The sequence below is a fragment of the Kitasatospora misakiensis genome (genome assembly GCF_042656005.1).
In the GTDB taxonomy this organism is placed as follows: Bacteria; Actinomycetota; Actinomycetes; order Streptomycetales; family Streptomycetaceae; genus Kitasatospora; species Kitasatospora misakiensis.
In genome coordinates this window covers 1-21,438 of record NZ_JBHSOF010000022.1, presented here as the reverse complement: position 1 = coordinate 21,438, position 21,438 = coordinate 1, and the positions used below count along the sequence as shown (strand labels likewise).

Annotated in this window: 23 protein-coding genes; 8 read left to right on the top strand and 15 right to left on the bottom strand. The window is 71.1% G+C overall.

Annotated elements, in window-relative coordinates:
- Window positions 1-85: 85 nt before the first annotated feature.
- Complete coding sequence (locus ACFP3U_RS18335) at window positions 86-526, bottom strand: hypothetical protein (RefSeq protein ID WP_380226626.1); 441 nt, start codon at window positions 524-526, stop codon at window positions 86-88.
- A 210-nt stretch (window positions 527-736) separates the two neighbouring features.
- Here ACFP3U_RS18335 and ACFP3U_RS18330 point away from each other — a divergent pair, with 210 nt between their 5' ends.
- On the top strand, window positions 737-2,215 hold the full coding sequence (locus ACFP3U_RS18330; RefSeq protein WP_380226625.1) for an insulinase family protein: 1,479 nt from the start codon (window positions 737-739) through the stop codon (window positions 2,213-2,215).
- A gap of 40 nt (window positions 2,216-2,255) precedes the next feature.
- On the opposite strand, the gene ACFP3U_RS18325 is transcribed toward ACFP3U_RS18330, so the two are convergent.
- A complete protein-coding gene (locus tag ACFP3U_RS18325; RefSeq protein WP_380226624.1) occupies window positions 2,256-2,948 on the bottom strand; it encodes a TetR/AcrR family transcriptional regulator in 693 nt (230 codons plus the stop codon).
- Window positions 2,949-3,001: 53 nt separating this feature from the next.
- On the opposite strand from ACFP3U_RS18325, the gene ACFP3U_RS18320 reads away from it, so the two are divergent.
- Window positions 3,002-4,162 carry an FAD-dependent oxidoreductase gene (locus ACFP3U_RS18320; RefSeq protein ID WP_380226623.1) on the top strand — a complete coding sequence of 387 codons (1,161 nt, stop codon included), beginning with the start codon at window positions 3,002-3,004 and terminating at the stop codon, window positions 4,160-4,162.
- Window positions 4,163-4,255: 93 nt separating this feature from the next.
- Here the strand turns inward: ACFP3U_RS18320 and ACFP3U_RS18315 are convergent, their stop codons facing one another.
- Window positions 4,256-5,167: a S41 family peptidase gene (locus ACFP3U_RS18315; RefSeq protein WP_380226622.1), complete on the bottom strand. Its 912-nt coding sequence runs from the start codon at window positions 5,165-5,167 to the stop codon at window positions 4,256-4,258.
- Window positions 5,168-5,225: 58 nt separating this feature from the next.
- On the opposite strand from ACFP3U_RS18315, the gene ACFP3U_RS18310 reads away from it, so the two are divergent.
- The gene (locus ACFP3U_RS18310) at window positions 5,226-5,732 is read left to right on the top strand and encodes an ArsR/SmtB family transcription factor (protein WP_380226621.1); all 507 of its coding nucleotides are present in this window, start codon (window positions 5,226-5,228) and stop codon (window positions 5,730-5,732) included.
- Window positions 5,733-5,872: 140 nt separating this feature from the next.
- Here ACFP3U_RS18310 and ACFP3U_RS18305 read toward each other — a convergent pair whose 3' ends face one another.
- The 5 genes from ACFP3U_RS18305 to ACFP3U_RS18285 all read right to left on the bottom strand — a co-directional run bounded on the left by ACFP3U_RS18305 (window position 5,873) and on the right by ACFP3U_RS18285 (window position 11,958).
- Complete coding sequence (locus ACFP3U_RS18305) at window positions 5,873-7,006, bottom strand: hypothetical protein (protein WP_380226620.1); 1,134 nt, start codon at window positions 7,004-7,006, stop codon at window positions 5,873-5,875.
- A 121-nt stretch (window positions 7,007-7,127) separates the two neighbouring features.
- Window positions 7,128-8,798, bottom strand: coding sequence for a hypothetical protein (locus tag ACFP3U_RS18300; RefSeq protein WP_380226619.1), 1,671 nt, complete (start codon window positions 8,796-8,798; stop codon window positions 7,128-7,130).
- Window positions 8,799-8,960: 162 nt separating this feature from the next.
- On the bottom strand, window positions 8,961-10,010 hold the full coding sequence (locus ACFP3U_RS18295) for an SDR family oxidoreductase (protein WP_380226618.1): 1,050 nt from the start codon (window positions 10,008-10,010) through the stop codon (window positions 8,961-8,963).
- A gap of 84 nt (window positions 10,011-10,094) precedes the next feature.
- On the bottom strand, window positions 10,095-10,664 hold the full coding sequence (locus ACFP3U_RS18290; protein ID WP_380226617.1) for a TetR/AcrR family transcriptional regulator: 570 nt from the start codon (window positions 10,662-10,664) through the stop codon (window positions 10,095-10,097).
- 94 nt (window positions 10,665-10,758) lie between these two features.
- Entirely contained in the window at window positions 10,759-11,958 is a 1,200-nt protein-coding gene (locus tag ACFP3U_RS18285) for a hypothetical protein (protein ID WP_380226616.1), read from the bottom strand.
- A gap of 345 nt (window positions 11,959-12,303) precedes the next feature.
- On the opposite strand from ACFP3U_RS18285, the gene ACFP3U_RS18280 reads away from it, so the two are divergent.
- Window positions 12,304-13,518, top strand: coding sequence for an ankyrin repeat domain-containing protein (locus ACFP3U_RS18280; protein ID WP_380226615.1), 1,215 nt, complete (start codon window positions 12,304-12,306; stop codon window positions 13,516-13,518).
- 142 nt (window positions 13,519-13,660) lie between these two features.
- Here ACFP3U_RS18280 and ACFP3U_RS18275 read toward each other — a convergent pair whose 3' ends face one another.
- Window positions 13,661-13,972: a hypothetical protein gene (locus ACFP3U_RS18275; protein WP_380226614.1), complete on the bottom strand. Its 312-nt coding sequence runs from the start codon at window positions 13,970-13,972 to the stop codon at window positions 13,661-13,663.
- Between the two features lie 174 nt (window positions 13,973-14,146).
- Entirely contained in the window at window positions 14,147-14,635 is a 489-nt protein-coding gene (locus tag ACFP3U_RS18270; RefSeq protein ID WP_380226613.1) for a MarR family transcriptional regulator, read from the bottom strand.
- Between the two features lie 97 nt (window positions 14,636-14,732).
- On the opposite strand from ACFP3U_RS18270, the gene ACFP3U_RS18265 reads away from it, so the two are divergent.
- Complete coding sequence (locus ACFP3U_RS18265) at window positions 14,733-15,116, top strand: hypothetical protein (RefSeq protein WP_380226612.1); 384 nt, start codon at window positions 14,733-14,735, stop codon at window positions 15,114-15,116.
- 57 nt (window positions 15,117-15,173) lie between these two features.
- Here the strand turns inward: ACFP3U_RS18265 and ACFP3U_RS18260 are convergent, their stop codons facing one another.
- The gene (locus ACFP3U_RS18260) at window positions 15,174-15,812 is read right to left on the bottom strand and encodes a maleylpyruvate isomerase N-terminal domain-containing protein (RefSeq protein ID WP_380226611.1); all 639 of its coding nucleotides are present in this window, start codon (window positions 15,810-15,812) and stop codon (window positions 15,174-15,176) included.
- Between the two features lie 210 nt (window positions 15,813-16,022).
- Window positions 16,023-16,742: an SDR family oxidoreductase gene (locus tag ACFP3U_RS18255; RefSeq protein ID WP_380226610.1), complete on the bottom strand. Its 720-nt coding sequence runs from the start codon at window positions 16,740-16,742 to the stop codon at window positions 16,023-16,025.
- A 129-nt stretch (window positions 16,743-16,871) separates the two neighbouring features.
- Between ACFP3U_RS18255 and ACFP3U_RS18250 the strand changes: the two genes are divergently transcribed.
- On the top strand, window positions 16,872-17,444 hold the full coding sequence (locus ACFP3U_RS18250) for a TetR/AcrR family transcriptional regulator (RefSeq protein ID WP_380226609.1): 573 nt from the start codon (window positions 16,872-16,874) through the stop codon (window positions 17,442-17,444).
- A complete protein-coding gene (locus ACFP3U_RS18245) occupies window positions 17,441-18,274 on the top strand; it encodes an SDR family NAD(P)-dependent oxidoreductase (protein WP_380226608.1) in 834 nt (277 codons plus the stop codon). The genes ACFP3U_RS18250 and ACFP3U_RS18245 overlap by 4 nt, the downstream gene beginning before the upstream one ends.
- 69 nt (window positions 18,275-18,343) lie before the next feature.
- Here the strand turns inward: ACFP3U_RS18245 and ACFP3U_RS18240 are convergent, their stop codons facing one another.
- Window positions 18,344-18,988, bottom strand: a complete 645-nt coding sequence (locus tag ACFP3U_RS18240; protein WP_380226607.1) for an NADPH-dependent F420 reductase — start codon at window positions 18,986-18,988, stop codon at window positions 18,344-18,346.
- A 48-nt stretch (window positions 18,989-19,036) separates the two neighbouring features.
- Window positions 19,037-19,849 (bottom strand): inositol monophosphatase family protein, encoded by an 813-nt coding sequence (locus tag ACFP3U_RS18235; protein WP_380226606.1) that lies wholly within the window; start codon window positions 19,847-19,849, stop codon window positions 19,037-19,039.
- Window positions 19,850-19,964: 115 nt separating this feature from the next.
- Between ACFP3U_RS18235 and ACFP3U_RS18230 the strand changes: the two genes are divergently transcribed.
- Window positions 19,965-20,894 carry a LysR family transcriptional regulator gene (locus ACFP3U_RS18230; protein WP_380226605.1) on the top strand — a complete coding sequence of 310 codons (930 nt, stop codon included), beginning with the start codon at window positions 19,965-19,967 and terminating at the stop codon, window positions 20,892-20,894.
- Between the two features lie 29 nt (window positions 20,895-20,923).
- Here ACFP3U_RS18230 and ACFP3U_RS18225 read toward each other — a convergent pair whose 3' ends face one another.
- Window positions 20,924-21,343, bottom strand: a complete 420-nt coding sequence (locus ACFP3U_RS18225) for a MerR family transcriptional regulator (RefSeq protein WP_380226604.1) — start codon at window positions 21,341-21,343, stop codon at window positions 20,924-20,926.
- Window positions 21,344-21,438: the final 95 nt, after the last annotated feature.

Genomic DNA, 21,438 nt, shown 5'->3' with positions numbered 1-21,438 from the left:
CGGTAGGGTCCCGCACGAGCGACTCAAGGTGGAGACCGGACAGGACCGCGGCGCTCTCCGGACCAGCAGGCTCCAGCCAGTCAACTCACCGTCGATCCTGCGGGCGGACGAAACAGACCCGGCCGGATCGAAACTTCAGGTTCAGGTTGAGCGAGGAGATGTCAAAGACCGGCGGAATGTCGGTGCCATACTCGTAGTAACTAATATTATCAAGGCCTTCAGGTTCAACATCTTCGGCGATTTCCGGCCACCCCTCCGAGGCCACCCCACCCTGCCGGAATGTCAGCTCACCGACGTTCTGGAACTCCAGAGAAAAGAACTCTCCGGAATCCTCTTTGAAGTCGACGAGGAGATCCTGTCGAGGATGACCGATGAACCGGAAGCCAATAACGGAAACCTCATTGTGAAGATCAATAAATCCCGATGAGGTAGAAATCTCCGTGAAGTCGTTATTCAACTTCCAGGGATCCATTCCCGAAAAGATTGCTTCCAATTTCACTTCCTCGAGTGGCTGCGGACCCTCCACGGGTCCTTCCGTACCATGGGGTTGGTATTTTACTACCAGGCTTTCCCCAGTCGGCCCTCTTTTTATCGGCCCCCAGGGCGCCGCACCTTGTGCGGGGTCGGGGATGCACGCGGCACCTCGGCTACCTCGGCGACGACCTCCGCCGATGAGGAGGCAGCGCGGTTCGACCGTCCCCCAAGGTCGATAAAGCGATGAATGTATGATCGCCCGATGCACCACGACCTCATCGACGGCGTCCCCGTCATCTGGACCGAGACGCCCGGCCCGCTCGAAGCCACTCTGATGTTCGGCTGCGGGGTCCAGGACGAGACCTTCCGTACCCTCGGGGTGACGCACCTGGTCGAGCACCTGGCGATGAGCACGCTTCCTCGGCTGCACTTCGATCACAATGCCTCGGTCAGCCTCTCGATCACCGACTTCACCTGTTCGGGGCGACCGGAGCAGGTCGTCGACTTCCTCGCCCGCGTCTGTGCCGCCCTCGCCGAGCTGCCCCTGGAGCGGATCGAGAAGGAGGCCGGCGTGTTGGCCGCCGAGGGGAGTGGTGCGGCCGACCCGGTCACCGGCGAGTTGCTGTCGATCCGTTACGGCACCCAGGGCCTCGGCCTGGCCTCCTTCAGCGGGCCCGGCGCGGACCGGATCCCGCTGGAGGCCGTCCGGGAGACCGTCGCCCGGCACTTCCACGCCGGCAACGCCGTCCTCGCCCTGACCGGGCCGCCGCCGGAGGGGCTGCGCCTGCCGCTGCCCTCCGGCGCCCGCACCGCCCGCGCGCCGCACCCGGCCCCACGCAACACCGGCCCGTCCTGGCACCGGGCCGACGTCCCCGGTCCCGGCCTGCTGCTCGCCTGCGACCTCAACGACCAGGCGATGCTGCTCGCCACCCACATCCTCTCGCAGCGCCTGACCGACACCGTCCGTCACGAGCACGGCCTGAGCTACGACGTCGGCGGCACCGCCGTCTACGTCGGGCCCGGCCGTGGCGAGCGCGTCGTCCAACTGGACGTCCGCGAGGGCCAGGAGAAGCGCGTCACCGAACTGCTCTGGCAGGAGGCGCTGCGCCTCGCCGCCGAGGAGCCCACCGAGGCCGAGCTGGCCGAGGAGCGCGAGGCCGCCCGGGAGTTCCTGACCGACCCGCGCACCCTCGACATGGAGGTCGCCGAGCGCGCGGCGGACCAGCTCCTCGACGAGACCCACCTCGACGCCGCGACCAAGCTCGCGCGGCAGGCCGAGGTGACCCCGGCCCAGGTGCGGGAGGTGTTCGCGGCGGCGATGGAGACGGCGCTCCTGCTCGTGCCCTGCCAGGTGGAGCAGTTGACGCTCGGCCGGCCCGACCGCTCGGCGCTGCCCGCCGGCGGCTGCTCGGAGCGCAGCGGACTGCCCGCCGGGCCGCAGTTCCGGCCGCCGCTGCTCGCCCGGGCACGCTCCGGCGCGGCCCGAAAGGTCCGGCTCGTGGTGAACGCCGACGGCGCGTGGTGGCAGGACGAGGACGGCCAGGTCCACGGCTTCCCGTACAGCGAGGTAGTCGGCGTCGAGGTCCACGACGGTGGCCGCATCCTCCACGGCCTGGGCAACTGCTTCGTCCCCGTGACCCCGGAACTCTTCTCCGGCCTCGGCACCGCCGTCGCCGCCATCGACGCCGCCGTCCCGGAGGCGCTGCGCTACCCGGTCTCGGCCCTGCGCGCCACGGGGTGACCCGGGTCGGCGTGCCGGGGCCGGCGGCAGGAGCCGGGCATCACGTCGGCGGTCGGACGAGTTTGGCGGCCACGGCGTCGAGGACCCAGTCCAGTCCGGTCGCGAAGGATGTCTCGGCGTCCACGTCCGTGCCGTCGTACACGGCCTTGGCGAGCGCCGGGAAGCGGCCCGTGGCCAGCATGCTCGTCACATGCGGGCCGGAGGCGCGCTGCCAGTCGTGCTTGGACAGGCCCGTGGCGCGCTCGGCCCGCAGGTTCGCGATCTCGCGCCTGATCGCGCCGATGTAGTAGGCGCTGACGGTCTCCACGGCGCGCATGACGGTGTCGATGTCGGCGTGGCCGTCGAGGGCGGAGAGCGTGGCCTCGGTCACAGCGAGGCCGTTCGGGCCCAGGGCCGGGCGGCCGCCGAGCAGGTCGGCCAGCCATTCGTGGCGGAGCGCGGCCTGCCTGGTGCGCTGGGCGAGGAGGCGCAGCGCCTCCCGCCAGTCACCGGGCTGCTCCTCGGGGCGGATCTCGGCCTGGACCTCGTCCACCATGAGGTCGAACAGCTCCTCCTTGGTGGAGATGTAGCGGTACAGCCGCATCGGGCCCGCGTCCAGGCGGGCGGCGACCTTGCGCAGGGACACCGCCTCCAACCCGCCCTCGTCGGCCAGCGCGACGGCGGCGGCGACGATCCGCTCCCGGTCGAGCGGTACGGGTTGAGTCGGCGGCTCCGGGCGGTCCCACACAGTCATGGCCCCACCGTACCGTTGCGATGCACCACATCGACTCAATACAGTGTATCGATATGAGACATCGCATCGCGGTGGTCGGCGGCGGCCCGGCCGGCCTTACCTTCGCCCGTGTCCTGCAGCGCCACGGCCACCCCGTCGCCGTCCTGGAACGCGATCCCGCCCCCGACGCCCGCCCGCCGGGCGGCACGCTGGACCTGCAGGAAGGGCTGGGCCAGCTCGCGTTGGACAAGGCGGGGCTGCTGGCGGAGTTCCAGGCGCTGTCCCGTCCCGAGGGGCAGGCCATGCGCATCCTGGACACGGACGGGACGGTCCTGCGCGACTGGCACCCCCGTCCGGACGAGCGGGCGAACCCCGAGATCGACCGCGGGCAACTCCGTGACCTGCTGCTCGGCCCGCTCGACGACGTCCGGTGGGGCCGGAGCGTGACGCGGGTGGTGCCGGGGACCCGGGACGGCGTACTGGTCCATTTCGCGGACGGGCGGCAGGAGGCCTTCGACCTCGTGATCGGCGCGGACGGCGCCTGGTCCCGGGTCCGCCCCGCGGTCTCGCCGGTGACGCCGCACTACACCGGCGTCACCTCGGTCGAGACCTCCCTCGACGAGGTCGACACCCGCCACCCGGCCCTCGCCCGGTTGATCGGTGACGGTTCCGTGGCCGTGTACGGCGTGAACCGCTCGCTCGTCGCCCAGCGCAACAGCGGCGGCCACGTCAAGGTGTACGCCAAGTTCCGCGCGCCGCTGGGCTGGCACGCGAAGCTTGACCTGGACCTAAACCGGAACCTGGACCTGGCCGACGTCGAGGCCGTGCGGTCGGGCCTGCTGGCGCTGTTCGACGGCTGGGCCGCTCCCGTTCTCGACCTCCTCCGACACGGCGCCGCCTTCGTTCACCGCCCCTTCTACAGCCTGCCCGTGTCCCACACCTGGACCCACGTCCCCGGGGTGACGCTGCTGGGCGACGCCGCTCATCTGATGCCCCCGCTGGGTGCGGGCGCGAACCTCGCGATGCTGGACGGCGCCGAACTCGCTGAGTCCATCGCCACCGAGTCCATCGCCAGCGGCTCCGGAGATCCGGACGAGGCCGTCCGCGCCTTCGAGGAACGGATGTGGGCACGGGCCGGCCGGTGGGCGCAGATCACGACGGCCGGCCTGGAACGCCTCGTGAGCCCGGACCCCGCCGAAGCCATCGCCCAGTTCGACCACGTCCAGCTGTCCTGACGGCCGATCACGAGAGCACCCGCACCTCGTCACCCTTCGGTCCGGCCGGCGGGCACGTTCCTTCGGTCCGCCCGCCGATCCGGAGGAAGGGGCTCAGGCCAGGCGCTCCACCGCCAGCGCCAACGCGCGGTCGAGCGCCGTCCCGGCGTCGCACGGCACGTCGGGCCGGACGCCGGTCCCCTCCCAGTTACTGCCCGAGACGGGGTTGACCGCGCGGGCGACGGGCACGCTGAGCTCCAGGTGCGGGTGCACGGTCCAGCCGTCGCGCGGGTGCGCGCCGCCCCGGGTGGCCTCCCCCACGACCTCGGCGCGACCGAGCTGCTGAAGGTCGTAGGCGAGTTCCTCGCCAGCGGAGAAGGTGTCTCCGCTGGTCAGGACGTAGAGCGGCTTGCTGCCGCCGAAGCGGGCTCCGGGGACGAACGGGGGCGTCCAGGACTGCTCGGCGACGTCCCCCTGCCGCGAGAGCATGGTGTTGAGGTGGGTACGCCCGTCGAGCAGGTAGGCGCAGACGAAGGCGACCGTGTTCGGGTCGCCGCCGGTGTTGCGGCGCAGGTCCAGGATGAGGGCGCGGGCGGGGGCCACCAGGGAGAGCGCCGCGGTCAGCGGCTGGGCCGCCCAGTCCAGCGGGAACATCTTGGGTGCGATCTCCAGGACCGCGACGCCGCCGTCGAGGAGTTCCACCCGGGGAACACCGCCCAGGGAGGCGTCGAAGTCCCTGCGCATCGTGGCGAGTACCGCCGCGCCCCGCTCCGCCGGCACCGGTACGGCGTGGTACTTGAGGGCCAGGTGCAGGTCGCCGTTGACGGACCGCAGATCGGCGGTGACCGCCTCGGCCAACTCCTCGGCGGATTCGGTCAGGTAGGAGCCCTCGGCGCTCCGGCGCCGCAGCAGGGACGCCAGTTCCCGGGCGGCGTCAGGGAAGACGTAGTTCTCGCCGACCAGAGCGGCGATCGACTCGACGACGGCGGCGGCATCCAGAGCGGAAGGCAATGTGGTGGAGGTCATGGAGAGGGAGTAGACCAGCGGCTTGCCAAAGCGTCAACCGTACTTAACGCTTGATCTGGTGAGCCATCAACCGGACGAGAACGTCCAACGGATCGACACGCCCCAGCAGCACAGCGCGCTCGCCCACCCCATGCGCCAGCGCCTGCTCTTCGCCCTGAGCACCCGGCCGTCGACGATCAGCCGGCTCGCCGCGCAGTTGGGAGCGAACAAGGGCGGGGTCTCCCACCACCTCAGAGTGCTGTGCGAGGCGGGCCTGGTCCAGGACGCGGGAACGCGGCGGGTACGCGGCGGCACCGAGAAGTACTACCGGCGGACCGCCGAGCGCCTCCTCGTCGCCGAACCGCGGGCCGAGGGCACGGCCGCACTGCTCGGCGCCGTCGCCCAGGAGCTGGACCGCTCACCCGCCGACCACCTCCTGACGCTACGTCATCTTCGGCTCAGCCCGGCCAAGGCGGCGCGCCTCGCCGAGGCCCTGGCCGGGCTGGTCGACGACACGGAGGAGGATCCGGAGGGCGAGCCGGTGCACGGCATCCTGATGACGCTCTACCAGCAGGCCGGGGCGTAGCGTCGATCTCGCTCGCCCGCGCGGTAGCCGAGCGCGACTCCCGGGCTCTCGCCCAGGAGCCGCCCTCCGATTGATGCTCCGTCATGAGCGCTTTCACATACGTCTGTTGTGCGGTATCTGGGATCGGATCCCGTCGCTGGTCAGCGGCGGGAGACCGAGGCGGGCGGCTCGGTGAGGCGCAGGGCCGGCGCGGCTTCCACGGAGAGGCCGGGTGCGGCGACGGGGGACGGCTGGACGAACTGGACGCAGGCGGTCTGCGGTGCCGTGGTGCTCTGGCCGAAGCGGCAGGCGACCGCGCTGAGCCTGATGGTGATGAAGTCGGTGATCTGGGCGCCGAACTGGATCAGCTTGCCGTTGATGGTGATGTCGCCGACGGCGAATCCCCGGTCCTGCGGGACTTCGTAGACGGCGCGCACGGGGTGGGTGGCGTCGCCGCGCAGGTAGGTCCAGTAGTCCTTCGGGTCGGAGCCGTCGGGGGTCGCCCAGCCGTCGGTGGAGAGGTCGTTGAAGTAGAGGCCGACCGGGTCGGCGAGCGAGATGTCGGCCTTCTGGCGGGCGAGCGCGTTGACCGCGCCGCCGATGTGGGGGTCGCTGTTGCGTTCCGGCTGCCCGTACATGCCGCACTGGATCAACTGCTGTTCGGTGGTGAGTTCCTGGCCGTCGATGAGCCGGACGACGGTGCCGGCCGCGGCGAGTTCGATCTCCGCGCCGAGCGTGTTGTTGCGCTGGATCAGGTGCATCGCGCCGTGCGAGGTCGAGTCGTTCCACCGGTTGCGCGGCTTGTAGGTGCCGTCCACCCCGAACAGGTCGCCGTGCTGCACACCGGGGTCGACGAACGTCCGGTACAGCGTGAGGACGGCCGCCGGGTCGGTCTGGGCCAGCATCGACCAGTACTCGGGCCCTTCGCAGGTGAAGGTGACCTTGGTGATCTTCCCGGTGGTGTCGCGGGTGACGCTCCACTCGCAGTACTCGTCCTGGACGTCGCGGCTGGCGTCCGCGCGCTTCCAGCGCTGGAGGTCCCCGATCGAGCTGAGCTTGATGACCCGAGGGAACGCCGTCCAGGTGACGGCGGCCTCGGTCGCGTCCGCGGCGGTGTCGGTCCGGGTGAGGTTGTAGAACTGGCTGCGGGGGCTGTCGTGGAGCACCGCGCTGGGGTCGGGGCCCTTCGCGGCCCGGTCGACACTTTCGCTGATGAAGGTGTCCCAGGCCTTCAGCCCGGCACCGTCCAGGTCGGTGAGGTTGCCGGGCGGGTTGTACGAGGGCAGCTTGCTCATGCGCGCTTCCTTTGCGGTGCGGTGGTCCGGCCCCGGAGCGGTCCCGCGGCCGGACAGGTGGGGCGGACGGATGTACCGGACCGGTGGACCGGACGGGTGGGCCGGACGGGTGGGCCGGGCGTCAGAGGTCGAGAGTGGGGGCCGGAGCGGGGGCGACGGTCGCGTTCGCCAGCATCTCCAGGCGGGGTGCGTCGGCGGGGATGTCGGTGGCCGGGAGCGTGAGTTCGAACTCGTTGAGCCGCATCGCCTTGAAGTCCCGACGGCGGGACTCCGCCAGCCGCACGTACTCCTCGAAGCCCGCGGGTGTGCCGATGCGGGCGGACACCCGGCCCAGGTAGGTGTCGATACGGTCGGCGAAGGCCTGCGGCCAGTCGGCATCGGGCAGCGCCCAGTCGGCGGCGAACCGGGCCTCCGGGCTGGTGGACGGCAGCGTGCCCGCGGCTTTCGTGATCGCCTGCGCGATCTGCTCGGCGAGGCCGGCGGCCGGGGTGGGGACGGTCGGCACGTACGCCATCAGGCGGGCCCGGTCGGCACTGAAGACGGGGTTGGTGAAGTCGACCATGAGCGCGCACGCGGCGAACTTCGCGGGGAGCAGTCCGCTCCCCACCATCTGGCGGACCACGTCGTTGTCCTCGAAGGCGGCCTCCGGCACCACGAACGCGAAGAAGGTGTCCCCGGGCCGGCGGAAGCCGCTGGCCTCCTCCTGGAGGCGGAAGCCGAACCTGGTCAGGGCCGCCACGTACGCGGCCGCGGGCGCCAGCGGCACGGACGCGGTGACCGGCAGCGCGAGGTCGTTGATCAGGGCGTCGCCGTTCAGCCAGAAGCCGACCGGCAGCGGGAAGTCCTGGCTCGCCGCGGTGACGGCGGTGCTCTGGACCGCGCTGCTGGACAGGTTGACCGAGGTGGTGGTGAAGAGCTGTCGCAGGAGGTGGTCCGGCCGGTCCACGGTGCCGGTCCGGGTGACGGCCGCGAGCCGCGCCGTCGTCCACCGGGCGACGAGCGCGCGGACCGTCAGCTCCAGGATCTCCGCGCCGACGACCTGGGCGAACAGCGGGTCGGTCCGCACGGGGCTGTCGGCGGGGAGGTCGATCGTCGCGACCTGGGACTGCCAGTTGCTCCACGGCTGGGCCAGTTCCTTCATCACGACGCTGCCGTTGATGTGGCTGTCGAAGCAGCCCCGGCCGCGGGAGCCTTCCGCCAGCGCCGCCCAGGAGTCCCCCGACCAGACCCAGCTCGGGCTGATCCGCGAGTAGTAGTTGAACACGCCGGCGTCCGGGTCCCAGGCCGCCACCTGGAGGAAGGTGGTGGCGGGGTCATCACCCGCGCCGGTGCTGATCAGCAGGTCGACGTCCTTGCTCTGCAGGGCCGTGCGGGTGATGGCGAACCGGAAGTCCCGGAACGGGGGCGGCGAGGCGTTCCACGGGATCTGTCCGGCCTCGCCGATCAGGTAGACCGCGTTCGGCAGGCCGCCGGGTGGCTGCGGCAGGCCAGCGAGCAGGTCCTGGACCGTCATGGGGAACACGCCCCGCCGGAAGAACAGCACCGCCATGGGATCGCCCAGCGCGGCCAACTCCCCGTCGGTCACCGGTACCGCCTGGTGGTCGACACCGCTGACCCGGCGGTGCAGGCGGCCGGCCGCCAGGCTCGTGGGGCCCGCGCCGCACCCGTCGCCGGGCACGTCCTCGCCGGGCACGTCCTCGTCGCCGAGCGGCAGGCCCGCGGCCCCCGCCGCGCTGCGCTCGGGGCCCGACCGCGTCCAGGCCGTGGCGCGCCGACGCTCGTGGTACTCCATCAAGTGACCGGGCCCTTCCGGCGAACACGCACAACAGGACGTCCACGAAGCTATCGGTCTCCCCCGAGCCCCCGCCCCGTTTCCCGGAAGCGCGCCGCCACCTGCCACCCACCCGGCGGAGCGCGCGCCGCGGCGCCGAAGCGCCGCAGCCGGAGACAGAAACTACTGGCGTCCGGCCAGCGAACGGTCGGTCACCACGTGGGCCGCCCACCGTCCGAGCAGTTCGTCCACCGGCATGTGCGCCAGGCCCGCCGCCGCCTCCAGCCGCTCGGCGGAGGCGGTGTCGTACCGATCCTCGGAGAGGAACGAGAGCGCCTCCCGGTCGACCCCGGTCAGCCGCTGCGGCAGGCGCCTGACCAGCGCGAGGGGCACGGTGGCGCGCGGCGGCCGGACGTTCAGACGCCGGGCGACCGTGGCGACCAGCTCCGGCAGCGGTGGTGTCCGCGGGTCCAGCACCGTGTGCAGCGCGAGCGGCGCCGTGTCGTGCTCCGGGACGGCCGCCAGGAAGGCCGCCAGGTGGTCGACCGCCACCACCGGGACGAAGGTGCGCGCACTGCCGGCGAGGGCCTTGAGCTTCCCCGCGTACAACTGCTCGACCAGCGGCGCCAGGCCAAGGTACTGGCCCGACTCGCCGGTTCGCGAATGGCCGATCACCACCCCCGGGTTGACCACGGTGGTGGGGACCCCGAGCCGCGGCGCGAGGGTGCGCACCGCCGCGTCGCCCTCGCGCTTGGACGCCTCGTACGCGCCCTCGGTGCGGTAGCGGCGGTCCGCGTCGGGCAGCGGGTACGCGGGGGACGGGTCGCGGCCCACCCGGTAGCCGGACAGGTGCACCAGGCGGCGCAGCCGCGGCAGCTCCGCCGCCCAGCGGACGGTGCGCGCGGCGCCGTCCGCGTTGACGGCCGCCGCCTCGGCGCGGGTCAGGCCGAAGCGGTAGCGGGCGGCCAGGTTGTAGACGTCTGCGGTGGCCGACAGCGCCTCGCGGTCGGTGGAGGAGAGGCCCAGGTCGGGACGGGTGACGTCGACCTGGACGGTGGTCAGCTCGGCGTCGGCCGCGTTGCGCTCGCGCAGCCAGGCGCGCAGTTCGTCGCCGTTGCCGTTGCCGTTGCCGTTGCCGCGGACGCCGGCGATGGTGGGCCGGCCGGTGGCGAGCAGGTGGAGGGTCAGCCAGCGGCCGATGAAGCCGTTGGCACCGAGGATGAGTGCGGTCATGGTTCCGGGCTCCTGTTTAAGTGGACCGATCTGCATATTCTGAGGCGCCGGGTCGTGTGCGGCCTGGGGGTCGGGCCGGGTCGCTCAGCCGAGCAGCAGTTCGACCGCACCGGCCGCCCGGTCCAGCGGCAGACGGCTGTGCTGGACCCGGGCCAGCAGCAGCGCGCCCTCCACCAAGGCGAGCGCCGAGCCGGCCGCCGCCTCGGCGCCCGCGCGATCGCGCCCGTCCAGAACCAGCCGGTCCGCGAGGGCGCCCTGCCACTCGGCGTACGCGCTCTCGCAGACCCGGCGCAGCTCCTCGTGCCCGGCCGAGACCTCCAGGGCCACGGTGGCCAGCGGGCAGCCCTTGGCGTACCCGGACTGCTCCATCCGATCGCCGAAGGCATCCAGCAGGCCGCGCACCACCTCGGCCGCGGACAGCTCGCCGCCGGCCATCCCGGAGATGAGCACCGCGACGTCCCGCCCGGCCTCGGACAGCGCCTGGGCGACCAGCTGGTCCTTGCCCTCGGGGAAGTGGAAGTAGAGCGACCCGCGCGGCGCGCCGCTCTCGGCCAGCACCTGGTTGAGGCCGGTGCCGTAGTAGCCCTGCGCCTCGATCAGCTGCCGGGTGGCCGCGACCAACCGCGCCCGAGTCTCCTCGCCCTTCGCTCCCATGCCGAAACAGTAGACCGATCGCTATATTCCTGTCGAGGCCCGGCCCGCCTCGACTACCGAGCCACTGAGCCGAACCCCTTGTGAAGATGATCAGTCAGTCCTGCCAGTAGAACAGCAGGGTGTCGACGGTGAGGGGCACCCGCGCGCCGAAGTAGTAGACGCAGAGGTCGGTCACCTCGATCGCACCGGTCTCCTCGTCGATCCAGCGGAACCCGGTCGCCTCCAGGGCCTGACGGGCCGTGGGGGCGACCTCGTGGCCGGTGGCGAACCGGCCGAGGGTGCTGATGAACACCGAGCCCTCCCCGCACTCGATCACGTGGTAGGTTCCCTCGCCCTGCTGGTTGTGCTCGCCGGCGGAGACCGGGGATGCCGGTTCGAGTCCCACCGCGGTCAACGCGGCTATGGCCCGGGCGAGTTGCTCGTCCTGGTCGGGGTGGGCCGGCGGCTCGGTACAGAGCACCTCGACGCGCCAGCGGGGGTCGCTGTGCGCCTGGCAGCCCTCGGCGAACTGGTGCACGATCGCGCTGCGCAGTTCCTCGTCCAGGCCGGCCACCTCGACCCGGGGGCGGCCCAGGTGGTCGTAGATCGCCCGGGTCTCGACCGTGTCCTCGGTGAGGTGGTACAGCGCGTACGCGGCCCAGAGCTTCGCCTCGGTGGTCGGCGCCTCGTCCAGGTAGGCGCGCACACGGTGTTCGTCCGTCAGCAGCGACCGGGCCAGGTGGGCGACGGAACGGTCCGGGTCGGCCAGTGCGAACACGTCCAGCTCCGCGTCCTGCAACCGGAGTCGGGCCGCCCGGTCCTCCGGCCGCTCATCCCCGAGCTCGGCCAGGATTGCCTCGTTCCCGTACCGCCGGGCCAGCGTGTACAGCCCGGCCTCGCCGAGCTCCCGCCGGTGCGACCACTCGGACGCGGCGAGGGTCGCGAGTTCCGGCAGGACCGAGCGGTCGCCGAGGCCGGCGCGGGCCTTGAGGAAGGCCTCGGGCATGCCGTAGCCGTTCTCCTCCCGTCGGTCCTGGTGCCGCAGCCAGGGCAGCAACTCGGCATGGTCCCCGAGCAGTTCAAGCAGCGCGATGCGGACTTCCGACGTGTCCTCCGGGTCCTGGATACGGTCGATCAGCTCGGCGACCCACGCCTGCGGCACCCGACCGGTCAGCGCCCGCACGCACGGCTCGCGCCGCCACCACGGGTGGGCCGGATCAGCCACATACCGGGCGAGCTCGTCAGCGTCCAGCTCACGCAGGCCCACGGCATCGGCCCGCCGAGCGGCCGGTACCAGGAGTTCGATGTTTCGCACGGCTGGAGGCTACCGACCCGTGGCCACCACGTGCCGTGGATTTTCGTGTGACTGAGCGCTTCACTTGGCGAGTTGGGCGTTGACCGGGCGGGGTATCGCCAGAGTTGGATCGGCGAGCCTGGTTTGGGCTATTTCGTCCGCCCGACCACAAGGCGCGGTGTCCTGAGCGCCGTGGACGGCGTACACGGTGAGAGAGCTGGTACAGGGCCAGCGTGGTCGCATACCTGCTCGCCGGATGATCTTCTGATTCCGTACGAGCAACCTGACCACATTGCAGGGGCGGCTAGGCTTCCTGGGCCTGTCCTGCCCGTACGGCGGGCCAGCCGAGCGGGTACGGAGGGCACGATGGCGGAACCACTCATAGATGCGGTCCGGAGCGGGGACGCACGGGTGGCGGACGCGTTGTTGCGGGCAGGCGCCGACCCCGACGCTGCCGACGAGCACGGCACCCCTGTCCTGTGCCTGGCTGTGGATGCCTTCGATCTCCCGATGATGGAGACCCTCCTCGGGGCATGTGCGCGTCCGGACCGTGTGGACGGCCTCGGCCGTACCCCGCTGCATCGCGCGATCGAGCTGGGTTCCTACGACATCACGAACCTGCTTATCAACCGTGGCGCCCACATGTGGATCACAGACGCCGAAGGGCGCAACGCCCTGGCACTGGCCCAGTACTGGCACGAGACGGACCTCGTGGCCGAGCTGTACCGCAGAAGCGGCCGACAGGGGCCAGTCGACCGTAGAGCTGTCTCATCCGATTCCGGGAACTGCGAGCAACTGTCACTGGGCAGCCTGACCATCAGAACCGGGCACGCGGCGATACTCACCAATTTGGAGAAGTCGTACGGCATCGCGACGTCCTTCGACGAACTGCTCTCCCGCGCGCTGGCCGAGCCCGACATCGACCACGCGATCTGGTGGCAGACCACCGCGACGCTCGCGGAGCGTGGCTCCGCAGCCTGGGACGCGGCCGCTGCCCTGCGCAACCGGCCCGACCCGATGGAGCGCTACTTCGGCGCGGAGATCCTCCGCCTGACCAACCTCTTCGACGAGAGCGACGACGCGCCCTTCGACGGACCTCTCGTCGACCTGTTCCTTCCCTGGGTAGCGAGCGAGCCGGACCCCCGCGTGACCCGGCCGCTCACCGCCGGCCTGGCCGATGCTCAGGACCCGCGCCGCGACGAACCGCTCACCGCGCTCACCCGTCACATCGACAGCAAGGTCCGGCAAACGGCGCTCTCCGGATTGCACCGCCCGATCGGAAGAGGCGATCACCAGGCCCTCTCCGCAGCCGTGGAGCGCACAGCGGACAAAAACCCGATGGTACGCAGGCAAGCCTGCCGAGCCCTCGCGTCCGCACCCGCACACCACCAGGACGCCACGGACTCACTCGTCACCTGCCTCACCGATCCGGACGAGGACGTGCGTGTGGAGGCAGCCGTACGGCTCGCGCTGCGGGACGACCCACGAGGCGACGAGATCCTGGACAGCCTCCGCCCCATTGACGAGGGGTCCCCGTACCACTGGCTGCTCTACGACGTGTCCCAACACCGTCACGGCTGATGCCCTGGAGCAGCCGTCGTCAGGCGAGCACCCCGCCGTACAACGGGGACCAACGCCCCCCACAGCACTACCCGGAAAGCTCGCCCGCCAACTGAAGCGCTCAGTCACATCGTGGCCTCGACTCTGGTCTATAGCGGCTGCGTCAGAAGGCGAATTCAATCCACCCGAAGAAGAGAATCAACGCCTTCTTGGCCGAGCACGTCGGCTTATGTCCCGAAGCCGCGAAAAAGATGAATACGGCGATCACGACGGCGAGCGCGAGGGCCGGCACGCCAAGTCCGGGTGCCGGTCCGACGAAGGCGAACAGGACCGCCGAGAGCACTGCCAGGCAGACCATCCCCAGTCCGGTCTGTCGCAGTGTCCTCAGCAGCGAAACGCGCCCGGACCTGCCCTGGCGCTGATCTGCTTCGACGACAACATGCTCCGTCGTGTTGCAAATCTCCTTGTCGATCACGACGGCCCCTCCATGAGATCGAGAACGGGGCGCGAAGGACGCGCTCCCCACCCTCGGACGACAATTCGCAAGCTTACGATATTCATACCCCTCTTGAACCCGCCTCCGGTACCTCGAACGGTGCCGCCGGCTCGTCCCCCAGGGGCCGTTGTCGGCCTCCGTGGCGGGCTCGGCTCAGTCCTGTTCCTCGCCGGTGACCGCGGCTTCGTAGGCGAGGAGGGTGTTGACGAACAGGTTTCGCTGATCCGGCGTCAGGGGTTCCAAGGTCTTGCGCCATGCGGCCGCGCCCGGGGCCAGCCAGGAGGTGATCGCGGGCTGCTGGTCGGTGGCGATGCCGATGATCCGGCGGCGGCGGTCCGTCTCGTCCTCGCGGCGTTCCAGGATGCCCTTCCGGCTCAGCTCGCCGACCAGCAGGCTCACCGTCGTCGGTGCGACCTGGAGTCGGGCTGCCAGCTCGTTGACGGTCATCGGCCCGTCGAAGAGCAGGTAGGAGAGCAGCGAGAGGTGGCGCGGCGCCAGTGCGAAGGACTGCAGTGCCTCGGGCACGGGGATCTTCTTGACCCGGCCCACCATCCGGGGCATGAGCAGGAGCAGGGCCCTGACGGTGTCGTCGACCCCGCCCTCGCCGCCCCCTGTCGCCTCGTGCGCCGTGGGCCTTGACATGGCACACCCCTTCGTCTTTATCTTTGCAGTCAAAGGTACTTTGCTGGCAAAGCCAGGTGCCTCCATCCTATGTACCGCTGTGAACGGAGTTGCCACCATGCCTCACTTCAGCGTGCACATCCGCGAGGAAGCCCTCGACGGGACGGTCGAACCGAAGCTGATCAGCGCCCTGGCCGACGCGGTCGGTGCCGTCTACGGCCAGGAGTTCCGCCGCCTCGTCGGGGTCGACCTGATCGGAATCCCGCAGCACCGGCGCGGCGTCGGCGGCGTCCAGGTCGACCACGACGCGCCTCTCGTCACGCTCAGCATGCGCGAGGCCGCGTACCACCTGCCGGAGGTTCCGGACGCCCCCGCCCGCCTGGTGGCCACGACCACCGACGCGCTGGCCGACGTACTCGGTGAGGCCGTTCGCAAGCAGGTCATCGTGACCATCGTCGGCGTCCCCGACGGCCGTACCGGGGTGGCCGGCTCGGTGGCCTGACGCGCGCGCAGGCGCGGTCGGTTCGGACGGTCGCGAGCCTCGGCCTGGCGCGGATTTTCAGAGCGCGGCGATCGAAGCGGGCGCCCGCTCGGCCCGGGTGAAGGCTCGCAGCACGTTCACCGCGCCGTGGCGGCGCAGCGCGATCCGGGACAGCAGGTCGACGACGGTTTCGACGGCCTCGGCGGGCAGTTCCGGCGTCGGCACCCCCACGCTGTGCGCCAGATCGTCGCTGTGGACGACGAGTTCGAGCAGTCGGCTGGTCACGAAGTCGTCCAGGCTGATCGACCACGGTCCCCAGGTCGGCCGCCGGACCGTTCGATCCGGGGCCGCCGGCAGCACGGTGCGGAGTTCGCGGACGGTGGCCTCCGCGCGGGCCGCCAGCGCCGCGGGGCCGTCCGCGGCCTCCTGCTCGCCTCCGGTCCTGATGAACACGTTGAACGGATCGTCGAGGTCCGAGCCGATCCAGCTCACCCGCGCGTAGTACTCGTGGATCGGGATGCTCTCCTCGACGGGCACCGGTTCGGCGAGCATCTGGGGGATGAAGAAGATCTGTCCGGCCAGATGGCCGGCCAGGCCCTGGACGCTGAGCTTCGGCAACGCGCTCGGCTCCTGCCACGCCGCGGCCACCTGAGGGGAGGCGAGCAGCCGCGCCGCCGACGCGGCCACGGTGAGGTAGAGCTCTCTGATCTGCGTCACGGGGGAAGCCTCCGGAGGGTGTGCGGCACTTGCTACGGTCTGGAACCATCGGCCGCCGGCGTCTGTTCCAGCGACGCGCCGGCGTCTTCCGCACCCCTACGTCCGGAGCCGACCGACGAGGGTTACCCCGGCGTTGGGCTCTGAGTGTCGGTGTCCCGCCCCTGCCGAGATGAGGCGGCCGGGGCGGGACACCGCAGCGAGGTCAGCGGGTCAGCCGAGCGAGACCAGACGCGCGCCCCCGTCGCTCTCGATGACGGTGCCGGTGAGGTTGGCATTGGTGGCGGCCAGGGCCACCACCTCGGCGATCTCCTCCGCCGAGGCGATGTGGCGGACCGGCAGAGTGGCGGCGGCCTGGGCGAAGTACCCGCGCTTGGCGTCCTCCGGCAGGCCGTTCCACCAGGGCGTGTCGACGAGCCCAGGAGACACGGCGTTCACCCGTATCGGGGCGAGTTCCGCGGCCAGCGGCCGGACCAGGGCCTCGACGGCGCCGTTGATGGCGGCGATGCCGGCGGTTCCCGGCATACCGGTCCGCGCGGTGATGGCGCTGAGCAGGGTGATGGACCCGTCCGGTGCGAGCTGCGGCAGGACCGCCTGGATCGCGGTGACGTGGGGCCAGAACTTGGCCTCGAACGCGCGGCGCAGCATCGTCAGGTCGAGGTCGGCCACCGGCCCCGGCCCTTCGCTCCCGCCGGCCGCCAGGACCAGCCAGTCGATGCTGCCGGTCGTCTCGGCGAGTGCGCGCATCTCGTCGGGGTTTCCGGCGTCGGCCCGGTGCCCGACCAGTTCGGCGTCGGTGACGGCAAGGGCGTCGAGGCGCTCCTTGCTGCGGCCGGTGATGTGCACGGTGGCGCCGCGCCGCTGGAGCAGGCGGGCCGTTGCGAGCCCGATGCCGGAGGTTCCTCCGACCACGAGGGCAGTGCGCTGGGGCATGGTGTCTCCTTATTTCGAACCGCTGCGTATCGAACCGCCGCGTCTCGCATTAAGCTAGCTTCCATGGTCATGGACAAGCAACCCCCCTCGGAGTCACGCCCGGGACGCAAACGCAGCGAGGAGAGCCGGATGGCGATCCTGGTCGCGGCGTTCGAACTCCTCGGCGAGGTCGGCTACGCGGGACTGACGATCGAAGGAATCGCCACCCGTGCCGGCTGCGGCAAGCAGACGATCTACCGGTGGTGGCCCTCCAAGGCGCACGTGCTCCTCGAAGTGCTCACGGTGAAAGCCGATCTGTACGTCACGAACGCCGACCACGGCTCCTATGCCGACGACCTGCGGGCCTTCCTGGGGGACACCTTCCGGCTCGGCCGCCAGCAGCGGGTGGTCGACATCCTGCGCGTCCTGATGGCGGAGGCCCAGATCAACGAGGAGTTCGGCGAGCTCTTCCGTGTCGCGTTCCTGCAGCGTCGGCGCGACGCGCTCCAGGTGGTCCTCGACCGGGCCCGGGCACGGGGCGACCTGCCGCCCCGTCCCACCCCGTCCACCGTCATGGACATCGTGTTCGGCACCTTGTGGTACCGCCTCCTGGCCACGCGCCAGGAGATGGGCGACGACCTCGTCGAGGACCTCGTGGCCACCCTCACGCAGGCCGCGCAACCCCCGACCGACCAAGAGATCGACCTGGGAGACCCGCAATGACCCTTGCCCGCACCGTCCTCATCACCGGCGCCACCGACGGCCTCGGCCTGGCCCTGGCCGAACGGCTGGCGGCCGACGGCGCCGACCTGCTCCTGCACGGCCGTGACCAGGCCAAACTCGACGGCATCGCCGACCGGTTCGCGGTTCGCGGCGCGTCCAGGCCCCGGACCGTGACCGCGGACCTCTCCGACCTCGGGCAGGTCCGGCGCATGGCCGCCGAGATCCGCGCGTCGGTGGACCGGCTCGACGTCCTGGTGAACAACGCCGGCATCGGCGCCGGGAAGCCGGACGGCCGCACCCGCCGTACCAGCGCCGACGGCCACGAGCTGCGCTTCGCCGTCAACTACCTCGCCGGCTTCCTGCTCACCCTCGAACTCCTGCCGCTGCTGCGCGCGTCGGCGCCGGCCCGCGTCGTCAACGTCGCCTCCATCGGCCAGCACCCGCTCGACTTCGAGAATCTGATGCTGGAGCGCGAGTACCACGGCATGCGGGCCTACGCCCAGAGCAAGCTCGCCCAGATCTCGTTCGGCTTCGAGCTCGCCGGGCGCCTGCCCGCCGACGAGGTCACGGTCAACAGCCTGCACCCCGCGACCTACATGCCGACCAAGATCGTCCTCTCCGAGGTCGCGCACAGCATCGACACACTGGAGGAAGGAGTGACCGCCACCCGCCGGCTCGTCATCGACCCGGCGCTCGCCGGTACCACCGGACGGTTCTACGAGCGCACCCGCGACGCACGCGCCCATGCCCAGGCGTACGACAGCGAGGCCCGACTGCGCCTGTGGCAGGCGAGCCTGCGACTCACCGGAGCCGAGGACCCCTTGGGCTGAGTACCGCCGGGGTGGCGGCCGCGAGCAGGGCCGCCACCCGGTTCCGGTCCGCGCCCGGTCGTGCCGGCGTCAGCGGGCGAGGGAGACGGCGAAGGGCTTGAAGCCGTGTCGGCGCAGGAGGTGGGGCACGGCCAGGATCATGGCCTCGGTGGCGCGGGCCGTGGTGATGTCGCCGAGGTCCTCGATCCATCCGGGCTGCCAGCCCAGGTCGCCGAGCAGGCCGGTCACGGTCTCCTTCGCGGCTTCGTCGTCGCCCGAGAGATAGGCGGTCGGCGGGACGGTCAGGGTGTCGGGAGCGGTCATGACCATGAACAGCATGGTGTTGAGGGTCTTGACCACCCGGGTGTCGGGAAGGGCCGCCTGGAGTTGCTCGGCGAGGCTGCTGCCGGGGTAGCACAGGTCGCCGGGCAGGCCGTCGGCGGCGTCGCGGGTGGCGTTGGAGACGTCGACGAGGAGCTTTCCGGAGAGTTCGGCGCGCAGGTCGGCCAGGCGGTCCAGGGAGGTGGCACCGGGCGTCGCGTTGATCACGATCTCCGCGGTACGGGCGGTGGTGCGCTGGTCGGCGAAGGCGATCTGCGGGGCGATGCCGGCGGCGAGGGCTGCGGTGTCCTCCGGGTTCCGGACACCGAGGGTGACACGGTGTCCGGCGGCGGAGAGCTTGCCGGCGAGGTTGGCGCCGACGCGGCCGGCGCCCAGGATGCCGATGCTGGTCATGAGGTGATGCTCCTTGCGGTATCGGGTGGGTAGAGCGGAGGTGCCCGGTCAGGCGATGGTCGACAGGACCTTGCGGGCGGCGGCGTGGATGCCGGGGGCGGCGGCCAGGAAGTCGCGGCTGCCCGTGGTCCAGGGCTCGCCCGCCAGGTCGGTGACGGTGCCTCCGGCCTCGGAGACCAGCAGGGCGCCGGCGACCAGGCCGGAGCGCACGTCGGAGAACTGCCAGAAGGCGTCCATGCGTCCGGCGGCGACGTGGATGAGCTGCATCGTGGCGGGCACGGACACGCGCACGACCAGGCCGTTGATGAGCATGGCAGTGACCGAGTCGCCGATCCGCCGGAACGTGCGCTCGTCCTCGCCGGGCCTGGCCTGGCCGGTGCCGATGAGCGCGGCGCCCAGATCGGTCTTGGCGGACACCTTCAGGGGCCGGTCGTTGAGGCGCGCACCGCCGCCGGCGACGGCGGTGTAGGTGTCGCCGGTCAGCGGTAGGTGGACGACGGTGAGCACCGGCCGGTTGTCACGGACCAGGGTGGCGGTGACGGCCCAGTCCTCCAGGCCGTGGACGTGGTTGATGTTGCCCTCGGCGGGGTCGACGACCCACCACTCCCCCGCCGGGAGCGCACCGCCGGCCAACTCGTCCTCGGCCCACCGCGATCCGGGCCGGGCCCGCAGCAGCGGCTCCCGCAGCACGTCCAGCACCGCGTCGTCGTTGGCGTGGATCTCGGCGACGACCTCGTCCAGACTCACGCCCCGGGCGTGCGGGGTGTGGCGCTCGCGCAGCGTACGGCCGGCGGTCTTCACCGCGGCGGTCACCTCGGACAGGAGCGTCGTGTCGGCGGCGAAAGGCATGGCTGTGCTCATGGCGGGCTCCCTGGCTTCGATGTGTGCGGGTGGCTTGTCTCTCGCCCGCACTTCGAAGGTAGGACCCCCGACCATTAACAACAAGTGCATGCTTTGCACTTGTAAAGTTACTGGCATGCAACTGGATCTGAACCTGCTCACGGCCCTGGACGCACTCCTGGAGGAGGGCAGCGTCGCCGGCGCCGCAGCACGACTCCACGTCACCGCACCGGCGATGAGCCGCTCCCTGGGCCGCATCCGCAAGGCCACCGGAGACCAGATCCTGGTCCGCACCGGCCGCAGCATGGTCCCCACCACCCGCGCACTCGCCATGCGCGCCCAGGTCCACGCCCTCGTCCAGCAGGCCCACCACCTCCTGTCCGCTCAACAGGAACTCGACCTGGCGGCCCTGGACCGGGTATTCACCGTGCGCTGGCACGACGCCCTGACCGCCGCCTGCGGCACCGCCCTGATCACCGCCGTCCACCGCCAAGCCCCCGGCGTCCGGCTGCGCCTGCCGGCCGAACCCGGGACGGACGACGCCGAGCTGCGCCGGGGAGAGGTCGACCTCGAATCCAGCTCCAGCGCCCCGACGCTCCCCGACATCCGCCACCGCCTCGTCGGCAGCGACCGGCTGGTCGTCGCCGTCCGACCAGGCCACCCCCTCACCGAAGGCCCGCTGAGCACCGAGCGCTACGCGGCCGCCGAACACCTCACCGTTTCGCGACGCGGAAGTCTGCGCGACCCGATCGACGACGCCCTGACCACCCTCGGCCTCGAACGACGCGTCGTCGCCGCCGGGCCCACCGCCGCCTTCGCACTGCAGCTCGCCCGCGACACCGACCTGGTCGTCACCCTCCCCGACGCCGTCACCCGCGCAGCCCGGGAACAGCTCGGCCTGGCCACACTGCCGCCGCCACTCCCGCTGCCCGACGTCCCCCTGTACCTGCTGTGGCACCAGCGCTACGACGACGACCGCGCCCACAGCTGGCTGCGGGACCTGGCCACCGAAACCGTCCAGGCACTGTTCGCACCGCCGACCGCCGCTCCACAATCCCTCGGGTGACGGACCCGCGGCGACGCCGTTGTCGCAGATCACCCAGCCGTCGTCGACCGGGAGTGGGACGGGTTCCAGAGTCGGTCGGCCTCGCCGCGGGCGACGTGGTCCTCGTAGATCCGTATCTTCTGCCGCATCACCTCCAAGGTGCCCTGCAGCTCCCGGATCTGCGCCTCCACGTGGTTCTGGTGTCCGCGCAGCAGCTCAAGCCGCTCGTGTTCGTTGCCCGCGCCCTGGCGGGCCAGCTCGATGTACCGCCGGATCACCGCCAGGGACATGCCGGAGGAACGCAGCTTGGTGCAGATCGCCAGCCACTCCAGATCCTCCTCGTGATAGATCCGGCGGCCGTTGGACAGGCGGCGCACCGGGTTGGCGAAGAGGCCCTCCCGCTCGTAGAACCGCAACGCGTGCACGCTCAGCCCACTGCGCTGCGCCACCTCACCGATACTCAGGTCCATCAGCGCCTCTCCTTCATCCAGCTGTTGATCTAGACCCGACTCTAGGCCCGTACTTCGCGGGTGACCGTTTCAGGTCTGTGGCCAGCGGGTTTGTG